Here is a 23,178-nt window from a genome sequence, read left to right on the forward strand (position 1 = left end):
TAATTAACTCTTTGTTTTAAACCATACGTCTGCGTAATCTTCGGGATGGCGTTTGAATTGTGCGAGAACATAAGGGCAAAGCGGTATGATTCTCAAATTGTTTTCTTTTGCATAATTGACTAATTGATGAAGCAATAATTTAGCAAAGCCTCTTCCTTCGTGTTCGGGGTTAACTTCGGTATGATAAACCCGAAGTTTTCCATCAGCAACGGAAATATCCATTTTTCCTGCTTTTTTATCATCTGAAAACAGTTGGACTTCACCATAGATACTATCGTCTTTAAAAACTACTTTAGTGTTTTCCATTATCCAAATCTTCTAGGTAAGTATTTCTTTTAATACTCAATGCTCCGGATGGACATTTTGCAACCTGATCAATGAGTTCCTGTGCAGTGGCATTCTCGGCTTTTATCCAAGGGCGTTCTTTTGGATTATATACTTTTGATAAAGTATTTACACAAACTGCTGCATGAATGCATAATTTTGGTTTCCAAAGAATGGTAATTTCTTTGTTGGGATATTCATGTGTTTCCATAATCGTTCTTTTCTTAAATTAATTCGCATTCATTAAAAATGGTGATTTTAATTTATATTTTTCCTTTTTGCTGGTTTATTTCGCAATATTTTCTGACATCGAAGTCATGTACTCCGATACTTTCGTCTGGGCAAAGTAGCTCTTAAAGGACGATTTTAGAAGATTTTTCCATTTTTTAAGATTTGATTACCAAAATCAAAATTGCATTAAATCCAAAGAAAAAACGTAGACAAATGTCTATAAAAGTGCAAAAAAAATGTAGAGATATAGCTTATTTTTTAAGTGCCTTTTTGCGCACCCGACTTAGCGTGTCTTTTGTAATGCCAAGATAAGAGGCAATGATGTGTTGAGGAAAACGACGGAGAAAATATGGGTGGCAGTCAACGAAATCTGCATAGCGTTTTTCCGCAGTAAAGCTGATCGAAGAGGTTATTCTTCTTTGTGTAGCAATATTATTTCTTTCATCAAGTTTCAATAACAACTCATTAAAAGCAGGAAATTGATGGCACAATTCTAATATACTTTCTCTTGTAATGAGGAGTACCTCACAATCTTCCCACGCATCTATATGATATATACTGGGCGTAAACATCACAAAACTCTCGCGGTCGCCAGCCCACCAATTTTCAATATATAAATTCACGATGTGCTCAACACCTTTTTCATCTATATAGTATTTGCGCATGGCACCTTTTACGATAAAGGCGAAGTATTTACATATTTCTCCTTCCTGTAGTAGATATTGCTTTTTCTTTATCTTTTTCTCACTAAAATGGCTTCGGAAACCCTCAAACTCTTTTTCGGACATTAGAGATGAAGCGTATCTATTAATATAATTGAATAGTGGATGCATGTAAGTGAATTGTAATATTCAAAGTTAGCTTTTTTTGCTTTATCTTTTCCTTCTGATGAAGTATCACGTTTATAGGCCATTTTATAGACGAAAAACAATCTCCTCCATTCGCACGTTTTATAAATACAGATCAAATTCAGATGCTATGAAAAACATGTTCATGTATGGATTGTTACTTGTCTTTTTATCCTGTAGCTCTCATGCAAGTAAGGATGAGTCCAGTTCAGACACTTCCCAATCAGATCCTATAAAAGAAAATTTAGAAGAAGAGGGGGGCTTATCGAACAATACCCCGCGCAGTGTTGACGAGATTAGACGGCTGTACGAGGAAGTCAATTTTCATGTAGACCAAGGTAATTTAGATACCACCTCATTTAGTTACAATTGCCACGGTGAAAAGAAAGGCAAGCTAACCTATTATTCAAAAAATGGCAATGTAGTAATGATTACTCATAAGTACAATGAGTACGATCATTACGAGGCGACTGATCATTATTATGTACAAAATGACTCCCTGTATTTCGTTTTTCAAAAAGGGGTCGCATGGAGCTTCGAATCAGGTACACCGAATGCAACTAAAGATAATGTAACAGAAAAACGGGTTTATCTAGCCGATTTAAAACCAATACACTGTTTAGAAAAAAAATATGTGATCCGATCACATGCAAATGACAATCCCGATAGCGAAACATTGAATAACCAAGAAATAGATTGTTCTTCCTCGCACAACATATATGAATCCTACCAGGTGTTGGCAAAATATTATCAGTCACCGACATCAGGGTGTTTGGAATAGTGAAAAAATATTAACGGTCTCTTCTGGTGCGGATAACTGGGAAATGATACACCAATAGAAATGCTCTTCTTCAGGACGATCTTCTTAAAATAAATATAACTTGCTATAATATAGAATTTACTATTTTTACAAGAGGCCATTAAGTAATTTCGCTGTAGTAATGATTGGCGATGCACGATTGCGGTAACAAGAGTTTCGTGACAAGCTGACTAAGCCAAACCATTAGCAGTCAATTGGACTAATAACAAACATTGATAATGACGACCGACATCGTAGAAATAAACAACTTTATAGTTTTAATAGAGCAATCTAATGCCCAGAAGGATATTGTACAGCGATGTGCAATAGATGGAGATGCGGTAGGTTTTGCTTTTTATAGTTCTGGCAATGTAGAACTGGAAATAAAACACCAAAATCAAATTAAAATAGTGAAAAATACAACCGGAACCGCCATTTCTTTTTTTGGAAATGATAAAGTAGAATTCGCTCATAAAATAGGCCCAGACAAACCGCTTCAATCTATTAGTGTTTTTTCAAAACTTAAACATCTAAGTACATTGCCTATGGATGAGCAGGAGATTTTTAGCGAATTTTTGCCTGAATTAATTAATCCAAAAGAAGATTTTGTAGAAGGGCCAAGCTTTTACATGACCCCTGATATGCAAAAAGCTGTCTATAAAATTATGTCGACTCCATATAAAGGAATCACCAGGCAGATGTTCTTAAAAAGTCAGGTAAATGAACTGCTTTCACATTTTTTTGCTTTCCTCGGCACTGACAAGAATGAACGTCTAACTAATGACGATAAAAGCAAGCTCTTTTTGGCGAAAGAGATTATGGAGCAGAACATATGTAGCCCACCGTCATTAAGTGAATTATCAAAACTCATAGGTCTGAACAACAATAAATTAAAGAAAAACTTCAAAGAGCTTTTTGGCGTTCCAGTTTTTAAATTTTTGCAGGAAGAACGTTTAAATAAAGCATACGAAATGTTAAGTACGAGTAGCGAAGGCGTTCAAGATGTGGCATGGCATGTGGGGTACGATAGCTTGAGCTCATTTTCAAATGCATTTCAAAGCAAATTTGGTGTTAGACCCAATGAAATCAAACAACAATTCCTTTCAAACAAATCTTAATCCCTTTCAAACAAATTTAAAATAAACAGCCATCGCACCTTTGTATCATTATTAATTCATAAAAAGAATTTATCATGAAACAAAGTCAAATTTTAGTCCTTGGCGGAAAAGGAAAAACAGGAAGTAGAGTTGCGGAAAGATTGCGCAACTTAGGATATACCAATATCCGGATTGGTTCACGGAGTGCAATGCCGGCTTTTGATTGGGAAAATCAAGACAGTTGGTCTGAAGTGGTAAAAGACGTAGAAACTGTCTATATTACCTTTCAGCCCGACTTGGCTATACCATCAGCAGTAGATATCATTAAAAGATTTACGCGTCTTGCTACTGAGAATGGCGTAAGAAAAATGGTTTTGCTATCTGGCAGGGGTGAAAGAGAAGCCCAACTATGTGAACAGGTGGTTATGGAAACTGCCCAGAAATGGACGATCGTAAGAGCAAGTTGGTTCAATCAAAATTTTAGCGAAAGTGTATTTCTTGACCCAATTCTCTCTGGACACGTGGCCTTGCCCAGATCGGAAGCATTAGAACCTTTTACAGATGCTAACGACATAGCTGATGTCGTAGTACAAGCTATTATTGACGATAAGCACAATGGTCAGATCTATGAATTGACAGGTCCCAGACTTATGACTATACCCCAGGCCGTTGCCGAAATAGCTGATGCCTGCGGCAAAAATATTGAATTTCAACCCCTCACTTTGGAAGCGTACGTGCAGCATCTAAGAAATTTTAAGTTACCTGAAGACTTTATATGGTTAGTTAATTACCTTTTTGAAGAAGTATTAGACGGAAGAAATTCATCAGTATCTTCTGATATTGAAAAAGTATTGGGGAGAAAAGCCACTGACTTTTCAGAATATGTAAAAACAACTGCAGCTACAGGTGTGTGGGGTAGAGCTACCGAAGGAGGCAGAAATTAATGATTTCTTGAAAAACATCATATTCCTTCCCTCTCCTGTGGATCCTCGCCTTAATAAATATTATAACAGTTTACTTGTATTGGAAACTCAAAATCGAGAAATTAAACGTAAAACCCTAAAAGTGTATTTATAAGTTTCGTGCCATCAAAAGCACCACAGGTTCCATCGTTATGCTGGAATCTGTGCTTTTTCGTAAATAAGGCCTTCTGATTTTAGCTCATTCCAGAAATTAGTAGGTATTTCAGATTTCCACGCTTTTACATTGCTTTGTACCTGATCGGTTGAACTTGCACCTGGAATAATTGCTACAAATTCGTCAGCCGCCAACACAAAATGCATGGCTGCGGTAATTATATCGATATCATACTTCTTAGCGATTTGTGCAATCTTATCACGTTTTTCTGTCATTCCTTTTGGGATTATATTCTTGTAATTGTAGCGGCCTCTACCCGCAATAAATCCAGAATTATAGCCCGCTCCCGAAACCAGTTTCACCCCCGCTTTTTTAACAGCAGGAAGCAAACGATCCACTGCATCTTCATGTTCTAAAATCGAATATTGTGTAGCCGACAGGCAGATGTCCGGATCGGCAGTTTCTATACAATCCAGGATAGGTTCAATCTTATTCACACCCATCCCCCAAGCTTTGATCACGCCTTCATCGCGTAGTTTTGATAATACTTTGAAGGCGCCTTCTTTGGCCTGTTTCATATAGTAATCATAGCGATCGCCCACCTGATCTTCAGATAAATCATGGATATAAACAATGTCAATATAGTCAAGCCCCGTCCGCTCTAAGCTGTCTTCAATAGATTTTTTTACCGCATCGGCTGTGTACATATGTTTGAAGTCGAAATCCAAGGGATTTTTCCACATCGTTGGCGGCACTTCCGATTTGTGAACCGGTGTAAATAAACGGCCGATCTTGGTAGAAAAGACAAAATCTTCACGGTTTTTGTCTTTCAGAAATTCGCCAAATCTTCTTTCACTTTTTGTAAGTCCGTACCATGGCGAAGTATCGTAATGTCGGATGTTCAAATCCCAGGCTTCCTGCAAAATTTTTTGTGACTGTTCGTCGGTAATATTTTCGAAAGCTGTACCGATTGGTACGCCCCCAAGACCTAGTTGATGTTCTTTTTTTAAAATACTATGGCTCATTTTTTATATTTTTAATTTACTAATGATTTTGAGTCTTGTTAGCATAACAATAAATAACTAGAACTGTTTAAAAATCCGATAAAAGTGCCTGCCGGTTTTTCGCTGCATTCGTACTTCACTTCTCTGCTGCTTATTTAAGGTTGGCGTCAGAGTTTAGTGAATATATTTCCTAAGTGAGTGCTAGTGAATACGATGTGCTATACCGGAGGCCAGCGAGCACAATTGTATAGATAGGGGGAGAAATCGCCCTCCGCGTATACATGTCGCTGCGCTGTACAGATTTGTCAAATTTCCGTCCAATATGGCACGCTAATTTCTGATAAAAAGTATATTTTGTTTGTTACTATTTCTTCCCATGTCTCGTTAGGAAATCTTGTCTATACTTCTGAGGACTTGTACCCATTAATTGCTTGAAAAGGTTTGAAAACGTAGATGTACTTTCATAACCAATACGGTAAACAATTTCATTTATATTAAGTGATTTGTCTTCCATTAGTTCTAAAGCCATTTGCATCCTACTGAGCTTGATAAATTGGAATATAGTCATTCCTGTCTCACTCTTAAATAATCGTGAGAGAGTACGCTGGGGGATATTAATAAAAGTTGATATGGAAGATATAGTTATATTCTCATTTAAAGAACTTGCAATATGCTCTGCAACCCTTAAAAGTGCTTCCGATTGAGGTGGCTGTGTGTATAATTTCAATGGGCTGGTTAATATATACGGTAAAACCTTTTTAAGGTACGATAAGCCGGATACTTTCAAATCATAATTGTTATTATCGAGCCAATATTGTTCCCCAAAAGCTAAGAGGTTGTCAAGCAGTGACGACGGAGGAAAAATTGTTATCGCTCCCATATCAGAGATATAGCGATCATCACACATATCCAGAAATATCGTCTTTAGCTTTAAGTTGTGAGACCTCGAAACAAGTTTATGATTTACACAAGAAGATATATAGGCGTAGTGACCCGCTGGAATGCAAAAATTGCCTTTTTCCGAGTATAGATATACGGTTCCCATTTCGGGAGAGACAAGCTGCACTTTTTCGTGAAAATGTATTTCAGTATTAAATTGACCAAAAAGCCTTATTTCGATATCTCCATCTTTAATGTCTTGTATACAGGGGAGGGTTGCTATCTGAACTTTTGGCATAATTCAATAAATATTCGTTTATTTTCAAATATAACAAAATAAAAACAGGCCGTATTTTTGGATTAAAGAAAAGTTATGGAAAAAAGAAAGATAGATATTTTTGACACAACATTGCGAGACGGAGAGCAAGGTCCTGGTTGTGTACTCACGCTTGATTCGAAATTAAACATTGCTGAAAAACTTGATTTCATGGGAGTAGATATTATTGAGGCAGGTTTTCCGATAAGCTCTCCGGCAGATTTCAAAGCTGTTCAAGAGGTTTCCCGAATTATTAAAAATGCCAAGGTTTGCGCTTTGGCGAGGGCACGTGAACTTGATATAGATACAGCTGCCGAGGCCCTTAAACAAGCTAAATCATCCCGTATTCAATTGGGCATAGGTTCTTCAGACATCCATATAAAACATAAGTTTAATACGACGAGAGAAGAAATTTTGCGTGTAGCTCATGATATGGTTAAATATGCTTCCAAAAAAGTTGAGGAAGTACAGTTTTTTGCAGAAGATGCGGGAAGAGCGGACAATATTTTTTTGGCCAAGATGGTGGAGACCGTTATAGTTGCTGGCGCAAAAGTTGTTAATCTACCGGATACAAATGGTTTCTGTACACCTTTCGAGTATTACGAAAAAATAAAATTTATTATTGACCATGTTCCAAATATTCATAAAGCCAAGATTTCGGTACATTGCCATAATGACTTAGGTATGGCGACTGCAAATACAATAGCTGGTTTATTGGCAGGAGCAGACCAAGCCGAGGGAACAATAAACGGTGTTGGTGAAAGAGCAGGAAATACCGCATTGGAGGAAATCATTATAACACTTCTGATTAAAGATCTACCAATTTCTACCGATATAAATCCTGTTTTTATTGGAGAATTGAGTAAAATGGTTGAAAAAGCCATGTCCAATCCTGTTCAAGCTAATAAAGCAATTGTCGGAAAAAATGCTTTTGCACATTCGTCCGGTATTCATCAAGATGGGGTTTTGAAAAACAGGATTAATTACGAAATAATCGATCCTGCCATGATTGGTGTTGAACTTCCCGACCTAATTTTGACCTCACGTAGTGGCAGAGCCGCTCTGAAAAACAGATTGGAAGCGTTAAATATTTCTTTTGTCGAAAGGAATTTTGAACAATATTACGAACAGTTTTTGAAACTTGCCGATACAAAATCCGTTGTGGCTGAACACGATTTGATAAACCTTTTCAGATAAATGTAATTACCAATATTTATGAACGTAGAAGATATTAATATTTCATATCATCAAGCCAAAAAAGCTTATAGTGAAATTGGTGTGGACACTGATGAGGTGCTTCAAAAAATTTCCGAACTTCCGATAAGCATTCATTGCTGGCAATCGGATGATATATCGGGCTTTGAAAACAGTGCCCTAACATCAAAAACAGGAGGAATACAAGTTACCGAAAACTATAAAGGAAAAGCTAGAGATATAGGTGAAGTGCGAGCTGATTTGGAAAAGGTTCTTAGTTTAGTTCCCGGTAAGCATAGAGTAAATTTACACGCAATCTACGGAGATTTTGGAAAAGATCTGGTTGATAGAAATGAAATAAAGATTGAGCATTTTCAATCGTGGATAGATTGGGCTAAAAAGTTACAAATTGGTCTCGATTTCAATCCAACTTGCTTCTTTCATCCGTTGGCTGATAGTGGGTTTACTTTATCAAATACAGATAAAGAGATTCGTGATTTTTGGATAGCGCATATTAAGCGTTGCAGAAAGATTGCCGCCGAGATGGGGAAACAATTAGGGACACCCACTATTCTCAATATTTGGATTCCAGATGGAGCAAAAGATATACCGATTGACCGAAATGGACACAGAGATATTCTCCGAAAATCATTAGATGAAATTTTTAAAGATGAATACCCCCAAGAGTACCTAAAAGATTCATTAGAAAGTAAGTTGTTTGGTATAGGGGCAGAAGCTATGACTGTAGGTTCTTCGGAGTTTTATTTAGGATACGCCATCGGAAATAAAAAATTATTGTGTATTGATAACGGACATTTTCATCCAACAGAGCAGGTAGGTGATAAAATTTCATCAATACTTCAATTTTTAAAAGAAATTAATGTACATCTAACTCGATCTATACGTTGGGATAGTGACCATGTTACGACATTTAATGAGGATATCATACTTATTGCCCAAGAAATTATAAGGAATGGTTTTCTTCAAAGAACACATATAAGTCTTGATTATTTTGATGCAAGTATTAATAGAATAGGAGCTTATGTCACGGGTATAAGAGCGTCTCAATTAGCTTTTCTTTATGCGATGCTGGAACCCACTGAAAAACTAAAGACTATAGAAAAGGAAAAAAAGAACTTTCAAAGATTAGCATATCTTGAAATTTTAAAATCTATGCCTTTTGGTGCAGTGTACGATTACTTTTGTTTGGTTAAAAAAGTGCCCGTTGCTAAGGACTATATTGCTGATATTGAGCAGTACGAAAGACAGGTTATATCCAAAAGATAGGCATGCAAAACAAAACCTGCGCTTAGGATAGAAAAGTGTAAATAACGATAAACAAAAATAGCTCTGAAAAAATAAACAGAGGTCAATGTCGACTTCCGTTTTTATTTATTACGGAGAGTATGGAAGATCCATTTTGCCGTTCGCAAAATTATAGTCTCGTCTTGATATAAAGCCAATTTGTTGAAATTATGGATGGTTGCACTGCACAAGATAAAAAAAATAGGTAAATTGCTGATGTGAAGCCTCTAATATATCTTTTATTCGTTCTCATTCCTTTTTGGAGTGCAGCGCAAGAAACTTGTCAAACCTGTGTCTCCGACATATTGAAAAGAGAAATGAAAGGGTTCGCTACACGAGGGACGGGAAGACCATTTGTTTTAAAATTCGACAAATCCGCGGCAAAATATATCTTTTCCTTCACCGATCTACCTATCGATAGTAGACGACAACACAGGATAGATTCATTGTTATCAACGGCCTGTCGTCATTGTGTTTCAGATAGTCTCCACTTGGTAGGATATATTAGATTTGACAATTATACAGATACTATTTTTGTTCAATTAACGTCCGATACCATTAACGAGATATATACCAGTGTAGAGATTGGTTTAGCGCCTAGGGGCGGTATGGATCAGTTTATGGATAGATGGGTGGAATATTTAGATTCCATGACCGTGGTAGGCAGCTTTTCTTATGAACAGGTGCAACCGGGTACTTATGTGCATTTCGATGTGGGGAGAGACGGAGGTCTGATAAAAAAAGATACTTCGGCATTTGGAAAGCTATTAAGTGGATTTATCAAAGATGAAAGAAGGTGGAGCCCAGGTATACTAAGTGGACGGCCTGTCGCACAGACTATATACTTAGAGGTACCAACTGATAGGAAGAAAAAAACCTTGTATCATCGGCACACAAGATATCCCTATAGCGGTCGGGCCGGGGTAGATTTGTATTACTCTTTCGTCCTTCCTGATTTCCCCTATGTTGACGATATCGTATCAGTTGTAGCTGTCGACGGCAAATATAGCACACCTGTGGTGCACAAAGGAAGTCATTCAGATAGAATAGTAGATATTTTGATGGATAAAATATCATATCGTACAGGGGCCAAAATCTATTTTAATCGCGAATATTTTTATATGTTGAATCACTAGTTTGGTGTACATCACCTATGTAGAATTAGTAATGTGGTACACGAAGGGCCTGAGTTTTTATAGATCTGGTGTATTATAATCGTAAAAGGACTTAGACAACAACTGTTAAAAGGAAGAAACTGTCTGTCGCAGCCTTCACGCTATGCATGACGTTATCTCGTAATGTTATCATTTGACCTTTACCCAGTTGGACACTTTGATTCCCCGCCGTGAACTCTATACCACCCTCCAAAACTTGAACACTTATTACCCCGTTCGCTTTATGCGGTTTTAGTTCAGCATTTTTGTGCAGTCCCATTAGCATAATTCTCATCGTGTCCGATTTAAAAAGTATAGCCGAATGTCGGCCCTTGTCGGCCCAAGTAGCTTCGTTTTTAGCTTGCTTAATGAACGCCTGCAGATCGATTTCCATTAGAGGATTGTCTAAAATGCTACCGTCTGATGGGTTTACTGTTGAATCATTTGGCTTATTTTCCATGCTGTTTCGCACATGAGGTATCTCTAGCTTTTCTATTAATTTTGTAGTTGTTTCGTCTGATGAAATTCCGTAACCATTAACTAAAGTCCCTTTTATGTTAAACTTTACAGATGAAATGGCATAAAGTATAGACTGATATTCAGGGTCGGAGTCACCTTCAAAGCGATAAACATGGTCGATTTCAAAATCGTCAGGAGACAGTGTAATATTAGCTGTGTGGCATACAATACACTCTTCTTTTATGTTGAAGTCATGTGTATAACCTAACTTGGCAAGTCCGTTTATGGTTTCTGATAATGTACCAAAACTTTCATTTAATTCTTTCTCTCTCATAACTCAAAGATAGTTATAATATTACGCGAATTAAACTGGCTGCTCGGTCTTCACCCATATTACCAGCCACGATCGCAGGATAGAGGTAAGCCGTGCGGCGAATAGTTCACAATCAACCTGTAGGTTCGCTAATCTCAATAAAAAGCTCTATTTTGGGGCAAATTAGCGAAGCGATGAAAGTACTAGCTCTATTACTATGGACCCCGGTATTATGTATGTTATACAGCAATGCTTTTTCTCAACATGTTGTGAATGAGATAGAATCATATGTCAGTTGGCTCAATAAAGGGACGGTGTACGAAATGGGGGCAGCTCGGATTACCGATGGCAATTCAGTAGTCCCTATCTCCATATCATACACGGTTACAAGTCATCGCCCTATCTTACAAAGACATCGCAGCAACTATCATTAAAAGATATCAAAAAAGTCTTTGGGAAGTTACCATCTTAGTGATGTAAACACACTCGTATTGGATCACCTATACCATCCTTCTGTTACTGTCTTTTTAGAAAAATACGTATAATTGTGACAGTTATACTTTTTTATGAGTGATATTGATACAAAAGAAGATTTTGGGAATGAACAATTCTTTAAATCTGAAATTATTCTTGAAAATAACAGAGTCCTGTTGAGACCGCTAAAAATTGAAGATTTAACAAGTTTGGTGGAAATCAGCTTTTCTGATCGCCTTTGGGAGTATGGCCGGCGGGTTAAGTCCAAAGATGACGTTAAGGAATATATTAAGACCTGTCTATCATGGAGAGATCAAGAGCGCAATTACCCTTTAGTAATAATCGATAAATTTTCTAATAAAGTAGCGGGCATCAGCCAATATGGTTCAGTGGATTTTTTACAAAAGAGAATTGAAATTGGTTGGACCTGGCTCGGGGAAGCGTGGCAAGGAACAGGTATTAATTATTTTGTTAAACATCTAATGCTCAAATACTGTTTTGATAAACAGATCAGAAGAGTGCAATTCATGGTAGACGCAGCTAATCATCGCTCCGCGTCAAGTTTGAAAAAACTGGGAGCTAGTTATGAGGGCTTATTAAGGAATTATTCTATCCAGTCGTACGGCCCGAGTAACGGGTTCTATGTTTACAGTATTATTGATGATGAGTGGGAAGCTATAAACAAATCACTGCTCGAAACCTATGAGATTATTACCTAAAAAATTAGAAAATCCTGCATTAACTTACTATGTCATTACTGGAGGTCTCGGAGTTGGGAAAACTACGCTCTTGAATGAGTTAAGCAGCAGGGGTTTTAAAACAGTGCCTGAAGACGCCAGAAGAATTATTAAGGAGCAGATGAAGATAGGGGGTGATGGGCTACCTTGGGAAAATAAAGCATTATATGCCCAATTGATGTTCGATGCATCATTAGCAAGTTATCAACGTGTCGCCAGGGAGATGACCTCCCATATCGTATTCTTTGATCGAGGGATATTGGATACCATCTGCTATATGGAAATGGAGAACATACCCGTGTCGGAAGAACTTAACAAACGCACGAAGGGAAATCCATATGCTCAAAAGGTTTTCATCCTTCCGCCATGGGAAGAAATATATGAATTAGATAATGAGAGAAAGCAGACCTGGGAGGAAGCTGTTTACACTTTTGATAAAATGAAACATACCTATCTGCATTATGGCTATGAAGTAGTTGAGGTACCCAAAGACACTATTGAAAATCGTGGTAGGTTTATATCAGACATAGTCATTTCCAATTTGCTGTAAACTTATGGTTAATATTATGCGGTTTTTGTTTTAATAGCAGGATATGTAGAGTTATGCCAAAGCAATCAGCAAAGAATTGGATAATGCAGAGGACACGTATATCAATTAATTTATTTTGTATTAAAAAAGACCGATTGGTTTATTTTTATTTATCTTTACACTGTATTGCATTAATATGCTTTTATGAAAATGTCAAAGTCAGAAAACACGAAGCAATTTATTATCGAGAAAACCGCGCCTGTATTCAATACAAAAGGATATGCCGGCACTTCAATGAATGATATGATAAGTGCAACGGGTCTTTCAAAAGGTTGTATTTACGGTAATTTTGAGAATAAAGATGAAGTTGCTTTGGCTGCCTTCGACTACAATCATAATAAAGTAAACGAACATATGAAAGTGCGAATATTGGCATCTGATAATTCCATTGAAAGATTATTGGTGTACCCGAGCACCTATAAGAATTATTTCAGGTACCCTTATTTACTTGCGGGTTGCCCCATTTTGAATACATCCACAGAAGCAGATGATACGCATCCGCAATTGAGAGATCGCGCTGTTAAAGCTCTTGATTTCTGGAAAACGTCTATAGAGAACCAAATAAAGCGTGGTATTGCAAGAGAAGAAATAAAGAAAGATACTGATCCGACAGAAATTTCAGTAGTAATGATTTCGATGATTGAAGGAGCATTTATGCAAGCAAAAGTTACTAATAGAACTAATGAATTAAGAGTAGCAATGGAGTTTTTAGAAAAAATGATTATCGGCTTAAAAGCATAATTTTTTTGCATAAAAAAAGACCGATTGGTTTATTATGGTGATACAATTATGAGAAAGTTGAAAGTGTGATGGAAATACATTTGTAAATTTTTGGAAAATGAGAATAGTAAAATATACACCTGAATACCGTAGGTACTTCGAGCAGCTAAACAGGGCTTGGGTAGAAAAATATTTTGAAATGGAGACAATGGATGAAGCTTTGCTTTTGCATCCAGAAGATGCCATTCTGAAAAAAGGAGGAAAAATATTTTTTGTCGAACATAAAAATCAGATTATCGGAACGGTGGCTTTAGTGTTCGTCAATAATGGTGTTTACGAAATGGCTAAAATGGCTGTTGACGAAAGATTTCAGGGCTTAGGTGCAGGAAAATCACTTTGCAAAACAGCTATTGAAGAAGCAAAAAAATTGGATGCAGATAAACTCATCTTATTTACAAATTCTCAACTAAAAGCAGCAATAGCTATTTATCACAAATTTGGATTTAAAGACGTGTCTCTCGATAGACAGGAATACAGCCGTGCCGATACTAAAATGGAGCTGTTACTGACGCCTGATAAGCCCAAATGGTTTGACCGAAAATTTAACTTCAACTTCGGTATAGAGAAATTTTCGGAATTGTTGGAAAGAATGGAGGTGGGGATGCTAAAATTCCAAGAACTAAACAAAGGCAAATCCGAAGAGCAACTGAATTTTAAACCAGACGACAAATGGTCAATAAAGGAGCATACAGGTCATTTGTGGATTTTAGAACCGTTGTGGCAAAAGAGGTTTCTGGAAATAAAGGAAAACAAAACGGAAATGTCTCCTGCCGACCTAAACAATACTGCAACCGACAAAGCATCTTTCAATCAATATGCCATCGAAAAACTATTGTCCGATTTTCAGCAGGAACGGCAAAATACCATACATATTTTAAAAAGTTTCGGTGAAAAGGATTTTCAAAACAGCTTGTATCATCCAAGATTAAATCAACCAATGCGGATTATTGACCTTATGTATTTCGTTGCCGAACACGATACACATCATCTGAATGCCGTATTGGAAATTTTGGACGATCAGGCTTATCATTAATTATTATCCGCCATATTATGCAAACCGAAAAAAATATTTTCGCCTATTTAGCCCTTCTTGTGGTATGTATCGTATGGGGTACTACCTATTTTGCTCTTAGGGTCGGGGTTGAAACTTTTCCACCATTTCTTTTTTCTGCAATTAGACAAGTGCTTGCAGGTGGTATTTTGTTGATTGTATTAAAATTTTCAGGAAAACTAAAAATCAACAGAAATCAGCTCTTCACACAATTTATTCTGGGTATTTTAATGATTACTTTCGGAAATGGTGTAGTAGGTTGGAGTGAAAGATATATACCGAGCGGATTGGCTGCATTGATTGTTTCTATCTTGCCCGTATATATTGTTGCCATCAACTATCTCACAGGTATTGATAAAAAAAAACCTAATAAATATATTGTTTCAGGTCTGATATTAGGAAGTACGGGTATCGTTCTGATTTTTAAAGATAACCTGAATGATTTTGCCAATCCCAATTATATTATCGGAATGTTGGTCGCATTCGGCGCGTGCTTATCCTGGGCTTTAGGGAGTGTTTATACTAAACATAAAGTTCCTAAAGGAAATGTAATGACAAATGTCGCATTCCAAATGTTTCTCGGAGGAATTATCTTGATTGTAATGAGTTTATTGATGGATGATTATGCAGAACTCAAAACAATAAATACGAAAAGTATTTGGGCGCTAGGGTACCTTGTTGTTATAGGTTCTGTATTGGCTTACCCCTGCTACGTTTATGCCTTAGAGAAACTTCCGATAGGCGTTGTTTCACTATATGCTTATATCAATCCTTTTATAGCGTTGGTATTGGGTTACGTTCTTTTAGATGAGGTAGTTACAGGTGTCACTATTTTGGCTTTCGTGTGCGTTTTAGGGGCTATTTATTTCATCAACAAAGGATATAGAAATAAGGAGGTTGAACTCCGATTATACAGTTTCAAAGAATAAATGCATAAAAATCTAAAATTGATGGATACAGAAAGAAACAAACAGTTGCTACAAAGCTTTATCTTATAAAAAGGAGTAGTACCAACATTTAACATAAAACAATATGGAGAGTTATTTAAACAGTGTAATAAAGCAATTCAAGTATTACAAAATGCTTGGAGAAAAAGCAATGGAGCAGTTGCCAGAAGAGCAATTAATCTGGCAGTACAACGAAGAAAGCAATAGTATTGCCATTCTGGTCAATCACATTGCGGGGAATATGTTATCAAGATTCACCGACTTTCTGACAGCTGATGGAGAGAAGCCCTGGAGAAACCGTGAAGCAGAATTTTCCAATCCGTTCAACAGCAAAGAAGAGTTACTGAACAGATGGGATAAAGGCTGGGAATGTCTTTTAAAAGCATTGGAGCAACTTACTGATACAGATTTGGAGCGTGTCGTATATATCCGAAATGACGGACATTCCGTTACCGAAGCCATCAACAGGCAGTTGGCTCATTATCCTTACCACATCGGTCAAATGGTTTTCATTGCCAAAATGCTGAAAAATGAAGATTGGCAAACCTTGTCCATAGCTCGAAACAAATCTGTAGACTACAACAACCGCAAGTTTTCGCACGAGAAAAATAGAAGACATTTTACAGATGATTTATAATCAAATGAAGATAAAATGAAAGACCAAAATTTAAAATATCCAATCGGTTTTTTTGTAAAACCGTTGGTTATTTCCAAAGAGGAATTAGCAAAATGGATAGAAATTATCGGAGTATTTCCTGAAGTATTAAGAGATGAAATAGAGCCAATGCCCGATCATCTTCTTGATACGCCATACAGAGAGGGTGGTTGGACAGTAAGACAGGTGGTTCATCATTGTGCTGATAGTCACATCAATGCATTTATGCGCTTCAAACTTGCAATAACAGAAAATAATCCGGTTATCAAACCTTATAACGAAGCTTTGTGGGCAGAACTAAGTGACTGTAAATCTTTACCTGTTGAATTTTCGTTATCCATTTTAAGAGGATTACATCACAGGTGGTATGTTATTTTGAAAAATATGGATGATGAAATGCTTAAAAGGAACTATACCCATCCCGAACACGGAACGGAATTTATACTGGACGAAGCTATCGGAATGTACGCTTGGCATTGCAACCATCATCTGGCCCATATAAAGTTGGTGAATAATAAAAAAGCTACAATATGAAAACAATGCTTATAACAGGAGCAAGTCGTGGCATTGGAGCAGCTACAGCTCTGCTTGCTGCTGAAAGAGGATTTTCGGTAGCAGTAAATTATAACAAAACTAAAGGTGATGCAGAAAAAGTAGTAGAATCCATCATGCAAAAAGGAGGTTTGGCAAAGGCCTTTCAGGCAGATGTTTCCAATGAAGAAGATGTAATCCGGTTATTTGAAGAAGTATATACGGAGTTTGGTAACTTAACGTCATTAGTCAACAATGCCGGAATACTAGAAGAACAATGCCGATTAGAACATATTACCCGCCAAAGATTACAACGAATATTTGAATCCAATACATTGAGTACGTTTCTATGTTGCAGGGAAGCAATCAAAAGAATGTCGCCTAAATACGAAGGAAACGGAGGAACGATTGTCAATGTTTCATCCATCGCATCGAGAACCGGAGCCCCCTTCGAGTATATTGATTATGCTGCGTCAAAAGGAGCTGTTGATTCGCTGACTATCGGGTTAGCAAAGGAACTGGCAGACGAAAATATCCGTGTAAATGCCGTTCGTCCTGCATTTATTCATACCGACATCCACGCTTCCGGCGGAGAACCGAATAGGATTGAGCGTATAAAAGAAACCATTCCGCTGAAGAGAGGCGGATTGGCAAACGAAGTGGCAGAAGCCATTTTTTGGTTGGCTTCCGAACAATCCTCCTATTCCACAGGAATATTCATTGATGTTACTGGAGGTCGGTAGAAAACATTTTGCAGAAATTAAATCAGAAACAGTGGGTACAGAAAATAAAATGGTCAACGTGCCGAAATCTCTTTGGAAACTTCACGGAAAACAAGCCTATAAAAGTGATTTGATATTAACATATCTATTAGCAATCATAGTAATGTTTTTCAATATGCTTAATGCAAAAGACCTTGCACTATGGGAGATAATCGTCATAGCGGTTTTGTCTGTCGATATTGGTGGCGGTGTCGTCAGTAATTTTACAAAAAGTACTATAAGCTATTATAAAGAAGCTGGCTTGTCGCCACATTTTTTTGTATGGTTTCACACCCTGCAAACACTTGCTTTGATGTTTGTTTACAATCAGTTTTATATCCCGGCGGCAGTGATTATGGCAGTTGGAATGACAGGTGCAAGTATAGCTGTAGTTTTCAGAAAAACCGTTTTTCAATTGCAAATAAGCGTGTTTTTTTTTGCTTTAGTAATATTGCTGGCAAGCTTTTATCCAGAAATGCCTATACCTCTAAAAACATTACTACTGCTTATGTCATTCAAATTGATGGTTGGATTTGCAGGGCACTATGGGAAATATACAAATACAGATATACAGGTTTTGATAAAAGAATGAAACTATCTTCCGACGAACTACAGGTTCATTAAAACATATTATTTATTAATGTCAAGTTTTTGGTGCTTAAAACTTGACATTTGGAGTCAAAAATATTTTTTAGATTTTACTAAGACTCGAATTCAGCTCAACAAGAAATGGGTTTTCCCCCATATGGGAGGTGCTACAAAACAAAAATCCTGAAGCGGGGAGCTTCAGGATTTTTAACTAACCAATTATTAACCTAAATTATGAATACTAATATTGGTACAAAGAAAATGCCAATATTTATTACCCATAACTGGTTTAACAAAACTTAACAACCTCAAGGCGGTTTTCCCTTTTTACCTATGCTGCCAGCAGCGACCACCGCCAGATACTACCCGTTTACAATAGCCGCCCGCTTTATTTTTTGCACCACATACCGAAGATGTCAGTACGGTACTTCCGCCGATCTTAAGAACGTTGGTTATAGTTAGCATTTATTATATATTCTATCTAGGAAGCCACTAACCAAGGCCTTTTTTTTAGCTAAGCAGAAGGCGATGGGATGTATTTGCTCCACGTAACGAAGTAATAATATGATTTTGTAAAATATTTTAAGTAAAATCGGATATTTTCCGATTATTTATTATTATTTTTACATATGAGTTTTAGTGAATTAGTAGAAAACTATGCTGAGGAGCCCCTTACTAGACAAATAATCTTATCATTATTAAAAGATTATAAACGCCCTAATGACAAGATAGGAGAATTGGTAAAGGAAGGTCTACTGACGACTATAAAGAAAGGATTGTATGTGCCGGGTCCGAAGAGTAAAACCAAAAAGCCAGAAGCATTTCTTATAGCAAACCATTTATGGGGGCCGAGCTATGTTTCGTTAGAAACCGCCTTATCTTACCATGGATTGATTCCTGAACGCGTATATGAAATTAGTTCTGTTACTGTTAAGGCATCAAAAACTGTTAATACGAAAGTTGGACGTTTTACCTATAGACAAGCATCGCTTCCATATTACTTTTTTGGCCTTGAAAGTATAAAACTTACTCCAAGACAGGTCGTTTTGATGGCTTCTCCAGAGAAGGCACTGTGTGACAAAATTGTGATGACTTCAGGTGTACATCTGCGAAGCATTGTTCAGGTGCGATCGTTTCTTATAGACGACCTTCGTATTGATATTGATCGATTGAGAGCTTTGGATATTGATGGTATCGATAGTTGGATTGAAGCTGCTCCCAAAGCTTCTAGTTTAAAAATGTTAACAAAGACGCTTAGCGAACTATGATAAAAGATTGGTTAAAGGAATACAATCCACAAAGTAATCAGGAAGCTTTTGATGCAATGAGAGAAATAATGCAAGAAATTGCATTAGCAGGGTTAAATAGATCTGGTTTTTTTGAAAAAGCTGCATTCTATGGAGGGACTGCACTTCGTGTTTTTTATGGGTTAGAGCGGTTTTCAGAAGACCTGGATTTTTCGTTATTAGAATCAAATGCTGATTTTTCACTTGAACCCTATTTCGAGTCCATTAAGTCAGAATTTGCTGCCTTAGGAATTACTGTAAATATTAAAGAGAAAAATAAATCGATAGAATCTAATGTTGAATCTGCATTTTTAAAATCAGATACCGTTTGGAGAGAATTGGTGCTGGAAGATATAGCACCCCAGCTAGGAGTTGGAACGATGCCTAATATGAAAATAAAGATTGAAGTCGACAGAAAGCCACCTCTCGGATTTGAAACGGAGGAGAAATTGCTTCTTCAACCATTCTCTTTTTATGTGAAGACATTTACAAAAGAAAGTCTTTTTGCTGGAAAAATGCATGCCCTATTATTTCGAAAATGGAAAAACCGTGTGAAAGGAAGGGATTGGTTTGATCTGGAATGGTACATTAAAAAAGGAATTGCTTTGGATTTAAAACATTTTCTGCTTCGTGCAAAAGATACCAATGACTGGAATAGAGATGATATTTCTGAAATTGAAGTTCTTGATTTACTTACACAAAAGATAAATGGAATTAGTGTGCAGCATATCAAAGACGATGTTGTTAGGTTTATACCCAATGATGATGCGCTTGATATTTGGAGTCAAAAATATTTTTTAGATCTTATTCAAAGATTGAAATTCAGCTAAACAAGAAATGGGTTTGTTTCTCAAGCTGGAGGGGGGTGTCACAAAAAAATCCTGAAGCGGGGAGCTTCAGGATTTTTAACTAACCAATTATTAACCTAAATTATGAATACTAATATTTACTCAAACAGAATGCCAAAATTATAACCCATAGCTGGTTTAACAAAAACTTAACAACCTCAAAACGGTTCTCCCTTTTTACCTATGCTAGGAGCAGCGTCGATCGCCAGATACTACCCATTTACAATAACTCAATGTATTATTTTTGCACCACTTACCGTAGATGTGGACGTGGCCTCTATATCGAGGCACCGGCAACATTTGCTCCGCAGAGTTTCTTCCGGTCGGTTCCAGCGCGAGCGGAGGATTTCTAGCAGCTTCGGATAGATTCTATGGGTACAAATGCACTTCCTTGTTGAGATCCCTATAATCAAGCGATTCTACCAACATCCCGTTTCGGAAAATCTCCATGATCAACCTGCCTTTATCCTTAGCAATGGAATCTCGCAATTGAAACTTCTCTTCCCATTCACCCTCTACTTCAAAGATGGCCCTTTGTGTTCGGGAGGCATGAGCTGGGTGTTGTGGTTGGCGGAACCTACCGCCACGAAGAACGCCGCAAGAGCTACGGATGGGACGACCTCTCCGACTCGCTCAACGTACAGTACCTTTGGGGGCCGCGGGGTTACACGGTGCCTGTTGCTTTCTGCTGTTGGCAGGACAAGCACGAAAATTGCAACAAGAAAGGATGAAAAAATCATTTTCATCTGGCAAAAACATCCAATATCATTTGCTAAAACAATATTTTATCACACATATGGGATAAAATGTTTAGATTTGTCCTGCTATTTCAACGTATCCATGAAAAAATCGACAGTAATAGAAACGAAAGAAAGAACCCGAAAGGTTTCATCGGGTCCCCTACGGGAGAAGGCACGCTCAATGCAAAGGCTGATCGAAGCGGTGGGAAAGGTGATCCAGAAAAGTGGTTACGCAGGATTGAACGTAGCAGCTATCTGTAAAGAGGCGGGTCTGGACAGGAAGCTGGTATACAACTATTTCGGCAGTCTGGACGATCTGATAGAGACCTACGTCCGCCAGAAAGATTATTGGAACGCCAAGGCGAAAACCGCCATCGAAAACCTAGTGCAAAACCCGCAGGAAATCAATGCGGACAACGTAAGCTCCCTGCTTCAGGGGCAATTTGAAGCGATGCTAAAGGATAAAGCCCTTCAGAAAATTATCCATTGGGAAATCGGCGAAAAAAACGAAATACTGAAAAAACTGTCAAACAGCCGGGAAGAAATGGGAGAACAGTTGCTCCGGCACGTTGACCCTTATTTCGTGAGTGACGGCATTGATATTAGAGCCATACTGGCCTTGCAGATAGGTGGTCTTTATTACCTATCGCTTCACGCCGAATCTAATGGAAGTACGTTTTGCGGGTTAGATATTAACCAGCCACAGGGCAAAGAACGGATCAAAAACGCATTGGACAGCATCATACATAAGGCTTTTGAAAAAGCTGATTTTACGATCAATCCTTAAATATTAAAATGAAAAAGCTATTCCCTTTATTAAGTCTCTTAAGCATTCTTTCCGCATGCACCAAGGAAGCAGAAGTTTCAAAATATCCGTATCAGACGACTTTTGATGCCATCGTGCCGGTCTCAGAGATGCGTTTTTTTGTAGGTGGAACGGAACTGAATCCCGATCATCACGAAAAAACCGTTATGGGTTTTCTGGATCGCCTTTATTCCGAAAAAACCAATACCGGGTATATTTCCTACTGGTCTAAGTTTACGGAGCAAGATCCTGATTGGTTCGCTGATTCCTATTTTATATTTGAAGGTAAGGATATCATAAAATACTCCGCTTTCAGTAAAATCACCGACGTAACCGAAACCGGCGATGCAACGGTGCTGAAATCGTCCGCAACCAATCAGGTGGAGGACGATCCCATCGTTAAATCCAATCTCTTTAAATACGGTATCGACCTCAATCCGGATGGCAGCTATAACATCCAACTCGTCGTGCGCAACGGGGAGCAGGCACTCGAAGTCTCGCGGCTCTATTATAAATTGGTCCGGTATGATGAAAGCGGTAACCGCAAAGGTCTTTCTTTCGGCACCGTATCCAACGAATTTAACGAATCGTTTATCAAAACAATGACAGAACGAGACACGCTTGCGATCAAGGAGTATCGGCTAACGTATTCCATTAAATAACCCAAAAGAGCTTATCAGTTGGAAGTAGCTGCCGTATATCCTGCAACAGAAGAAGACTTGGCTAGATTTCGGGAATCATCATTACATAACGATAATTAATAATAAAATAATCATGCAAAAACAACTATATAAACTCTATGGAGCAATTTTTTTTATAACAGTCTTGGTTGTAAGCTGTCAAAGAACGGAAGACCCTTGCGCAAACTTACTGAGTGAGGGAATGCCAAACCAAATTGGTGTAATATTCCTCGATAAGGAAACGGGGGAAAGCCTGTTTAAAATTCACGACATAGATGTGTCGAGTATTAAAGTAACTAATGCTGTGACGGGAGAAATCCACAAAAGTGCGGGGCTTATCTATAACCCTGGGGGGAGACCCACACCTAATAACGGCATTGTAAGACTTGTTGGCATTCCCGAGACAGAAGGTGAGCATTCGTACAAAATCCAAATGGATGATTTTGGGTCTATTGTAATAGCGTATACCAGCATCAAGAAAGAAAACAAAACTAATGATCCTTGCTCGTCTCCCTATTACTATTCGATAACAGACATCAGAATTGTAGACCATCCTTTTAGCGTTTTTGAATATGAAGGAAAAACTTTCCCAGAGATCGTTGTGGTAGAGTTGTAATTTTTTCCAATTTCATTTAAGCTTCATAATCATTGGCAATTAAATAGAGAATTAGGCCGCCAGAAGATGTTAACCTTATTGAAGATGAGC

At 37.6% G+C, this 23,178-nt stretch carries 27 protein-coding genes; 21 read left to right on the forward strand and 6 right to left on the reverse strand.

Features of this window, described 5'->3' with window-relative positions:
* Positions 1-3: 3 nt before the first annotated feature.
* The 3 genes from FAZ19_RS06790 to FAZ19_RS06800 all read right to left on the reverse strand — a co-directional run bounded on the left by FAZ19_RS06790 (position 4) and on the right by FAZ19_RS06800 (position 1,388).
* Complete coding sequence (locus FAZ19_RS06790; RefSeq protein ID WP_136819970.1) at positions 4-306, reverse strand: GNAT family N-acetyltransferase; 303 nt, start codon at positions 304-306, stop codon at positions 4-6.
* Positions 293-535 carry a (4Fe-4S)-binding protein gene (locus tag FAZ19_RS06795; protein ID WP_136819971.1) on the reverse strand — a complete coding sequence of 81 codons (243 nt, stop codon included), beginning with the start codon at positions 533-535 and terminating at the stop codon, positions 293-295. The genes FAZ19_RS06790 and FAZ19_RS06795 overlap by 14 nt, the downstream gene beginning before the upstream one ends.
* A 271-nt stretch (positions 536-806) precedes the next feature.
* Positions 807-1,388: a Crp/Fnr family transcriptional regulator gene (locus tag FAZ19_RS06800; protein WP_136819972.1), complete on the reverse strand. Its 582-nt coding sequence runs from the start codon at positions 1,386-1,388 to the stop codon at positions 807-809.
* 145 nt (positions 1,389-1,533) lie between these two features.
* On the opposite strand from FAZ19_RS06800, the gene FAZ19_RS06805 reads away from it, so the two are divergent.
* The 3 genes from FAZ19_RS06805 (at position 1,534) to FAZ19_RS06815 (ending at position 4,243) form a co-directional block, all read left to right on the forward strand.
* Positions 1,534-2,184 carry a hypothetical protein gene (locus FAZ19_RS06805; protein ID WP_136819973.1) on the forward strand — a complete coding sequence of 217 codons (651 nt, stop codon included), beginning with the start codon at positions 1,534-1,536 and terminating at the stop codon, positions 2,182-2,184.
* A gap of 257 nt (positions 2,185-2,441) precedes the next feature.
* Positions 2,442-3,320, forward strand: coding sequence for a helix-turn-helix domain-containing protein (locus tag FAZ19_RS06810; protein ID WP_136819974.1), 879 nt, complete (start codon positions 2,442-2,444; stop codon positions 3,318-3,320).
* Between the two features lie 74 nt (positions 3,321-3,394).
* Positions 3,395-4,243, forward strand: coding sequence for an NmrA family NAD(P)-binding protein (locus FAZ19_RS06815; protein WP_136819975.1), 849 nt, complete (start codon positions 3,395-3,397; stop codon positions 4,241-4,243).
* Between the two features lie 168 nt (positions 4,244-4,411).
* On the opposite strand, the gene FAZ19_RS06820 is transcribed toward FAZ19_RS06815, so the two are convergent.
* The gene (locus FAZ19_RS06820) at positions 4,412-5,401 is read right to left on the reverse strand and encodes an aldo/keto reductase (protein ID WP_136819976.1); all 990 of its coding nucleotides are present in this window, start codon (positions 5,399-5,401) and stop codon (positions 4,412-4,414) included.
* A gap of 343 nt (positions 5,402-5,744) precedes the next feature.
* Positions 5,745-6,557, reverse strand: a complete 813-nt coding sequence (locus FAZ19_RS06825) for an AraC family transcriptional regulator (RefSeq protein WP_136819977.1) — start codon at positions 6,555-6,557, stop codon at positions 5,745-5,747.
* 75 nt (positions 6,558-6,632) lie between these two features.
* Between FAZ19_RS06825 and FAZ19_RS06830 the strand changes: the two genes are divergently transcribed.
* From FAZ19_RS06830 to FAZ19_RS06840, 3 genes are all read left to right on the forward strand, one after another.
* The gene (locus tag FAZ19_RS06830; protein ID WP_136819978.1) at positions 6,633-7,772 is read left to right on the forward strand and encodes a 2-isopropylmalate synthase; all 1,140 of its coding nucleotides are present in this window, start codon (positions 6,633-6,635) and stop codon (positions 7,770-7,772) included.
* An 18-nt stretch (positions 7,773-7,790) separates the two neighbouring features.
* Entirely contained in the window at positions 7,791-9,056 is a 1,266-nt protein-coding gene (locus FAZ19_RS06835; RefSeq protein ID WP_136819979.1) for an L-rhamnose isomerase, read from the forward strand.
* A 335-nt stretch (positions 9,057-9,391) separates the two neighbouring features.
* Positions 9,392-10,210, forward strand: a complete 819-nt coding sequence (locus FAZ19_RS06840; RefSeq protein WP_136819980.1) for a hypothetical protein — start codon at positions 9,392-9,394, stop codon at positions 10,208-10,210.
* A gap of 91 nt (positions 10,211-10,301) precedes the next feature.
* Here FAZ19_RS06840 and FAZ19_RS24085 read toward each other — a convergent pair whose 3' ends face one another.
* Positions 10,302-11,021 (reverse strand): cupin domain-containing protein, encoded by a 720-nt coding sequence (locus FAZ19_RS24085; protein WP_188876099.1) that lies wholly within the window; start codon positions 11,019-11,021, stop codon positions 10,302-10,304.
* Positions 11,022-11,194: 173 nt separating this feature from the next.
* On the opposite strand from FAZ19_RS24085, the gene FAZ19_RS06850 reads away from it, so the two are divergent.
* The 15 genes from FAZ19_RS06850 to FAZ19_RS06920 all read left to right on the forward strand — a co-directional run bounded on the left by FAZ19_RS06850 (position 11,195) and on the right by FAZ19_RS06920 (position 23,088).
* Positions 11,195-11,434, forward strand: a complete 240-nt coding sequence (locus FAZ19_RS06850; protein ID WP_136819981.1) for a hypothetical protein — start codon at positions 11,195-11,197, stop codon at positions 11,432-11,434.
* A 132-nt stretch (positions 11,435-11,566) separates the two neighbouring features.
* Entirely contained in the window at positions 11,567-12,193 is a 627-nt protein-coding gene (locus FAZ19_RS06855) for a GNAT family N-acetyltransferase (protein WP_136819982.1), read from the forward strand.
* On the forward strand, positions 12,177-12,761 hold the full coding sequence (locus FAZ19_RS06860) for an AAA family ATPase (RefSeq protein WP_136819983.1): 585 nt from the start codon (positions 12,177-12,179) through the stop codon (positions 12,759-12,761). The genes FAZ19_RS06855 and FAZ19_RS06860 overlap by 17 nt, the downstream gene beginning before the upstream one ends.
* 183 nt (positions 12,762-12,944) lie before the next feature.
* Positions 12,945-13,541, forward strand: coding sequence for a TetR/AcrR family transcriptional regulator (locus tag FAZ19_RS06865; RefSeq protein WP_211245451.1), 597 nt, complete (start codon positions 12,945-12,947; stop codon positions 13,539-13,541).
* A gap of 97 nt (positions 13,542-13,638) precedes the next feature.
* Positions 13,639-14,613: a GNAT family N-acetyltransferase gene (locus FAZ19_RS23815; protein WP_169305589.1), complete on the forward strand. Its 975-nt coding sequence runs from the start codon at positions 13,639-13,641 to the stop codon at positions 14,611-14,613.
* Positions 14,614-14,630: 17 nt separating this feature from the next.
* Complete coding sequence (locus FAZ19_RS06875; protein ID WP_136819984.1) at positions 14,631-15,560, forward strand: DMT family transporter; 930 nt, start codon at positions 14,631-14,633, stop codon at positions 15,558-15,560.
* Between the two features lie 103 nt (positions 15,561-15,663).
* The gene (locus tag FAZ19_RS06880) at positions 15,664-16,215 is read left to right on the forward strand and encodes a DUF1572 domain-containing protein (protein WP_136819985.1); all 552 of its coding nucleotides are present in this window, start codon (positions 15,664-15,666) and stop codon (positions 16,213-16,215) included.
* 15 nt (positions 16,216-16,230) lie between these two features.
* Positions 16,231-16,767, forward strand: a complete 537-nt coding sequence (locus FAZ19_RS06885; RefSeq protein WP_136819986.1) for a YfiT family bacillithiol transferase — start codon at positions 16,231-16,233, stop codon at positions 16,765-16,767.
* Positions 16,764-17,507 carry an SDR family oxidoreductase gene (locus tag FAZ19_RS06890; protein ID WP_136819987.1) on the forward strand — a complete coding sequence of 248 codons (744 nt, stop codon included), beginning with the start codon at positions 16,764-16,766 and terminating at the stop codon, positions 17,505-17,507. Before FAZ19_RS06885 ends, FAZ19_RS06890 begins: the two co-directional genes overlap by 4 nt.
* 31 nt (positions 17,508-17,538) lie before the next feature.
* A complete protein-coding gene (locus FAZ19_RS06895) occupies positions 17,539-18,117 on the forward strand; it encodes a hypothetical protein (protein ID WP_211245452.1) in 579 nt (192 codons plus the stop codon).
* A 625-nt stretch (positions 18,118-18,742) separates the two neighbouring features.
* Positions 18,743-19,381: a type IV toxin-antitoxin system AbiEi family antitoxin domain-containing protein gene (locus tag FAZ19_RS06900; RefSeq protein ID WP_136819989.1), complete on the forward strand. Its 639-nt coding sequence runs from the start codon at positions 18,743-18,745 to the stop codon at positions 19,379-19,381.
* The gene (locus tag FAZ19_RS06905; RefSeq protein ID WP_136819990.1) at positions 19,378-20,229 is read left to right on the forward strand and encodes a nucleotidyl transferase AbiEii/AbiGii toxin family protein; all 852 of its coding nucleotides are present in this window, start codon (positions 19,378-19,380) and stop codon (positions 20,227-20,229) included. The genes FAZ19_RS06900 and FAZ19_RS06905 overlap by 4 nt, the downstream gene beginning before the upstream one ends.
* 399 nt (positions 20,230-20,628) lie before the next feature.
* Positions 20,629-21,774 carry a TetR/AcrR family transcriptional regulator gene (locus FAZ19_RS24090; protein ID WP_211245453.1) on the forward strand — a complete coding sequence of 382 codons (1,146 nt, stop codon included), beginning with the start codon at positions 20,629-20,631 and terminating at the stop codon, positions 21,772-21,774.
* Between the two features lie 8 nt (positions 21,775-21,782).
* A complete protein-coding gene (locus tag FAZ19_RS06915) occupies positions 21,783-22,454 on the forward strand; it encodes a hypothetical protein (protein ID WP_136819991.1) in 672 nt (223 codons plus the stop codon).
* 112 nt (positions 22,455-22,566) lie between these two features.
* Entirely contained in the window at positions 22,567-23,088 is a 522-nt protein-coding gene (locus FAZ19_RS06920; protein ID WP_136819992.1) for a hypothetical protein, read from the forward strand.
* The last annotated feature ends 90 nt before the right edge of the window (positions 23,089-23,178 follow it).

This window comes from Sphingobacterium alkalisoli (assembly GCF_005049105.1).
Lineage (GTDB): Bacteria > Bacteroidota > Bacteroidia > Sphingobacteriales > Sphingobacteriaceae > Sphingobacterium > Sphingobacterium alkalisoli.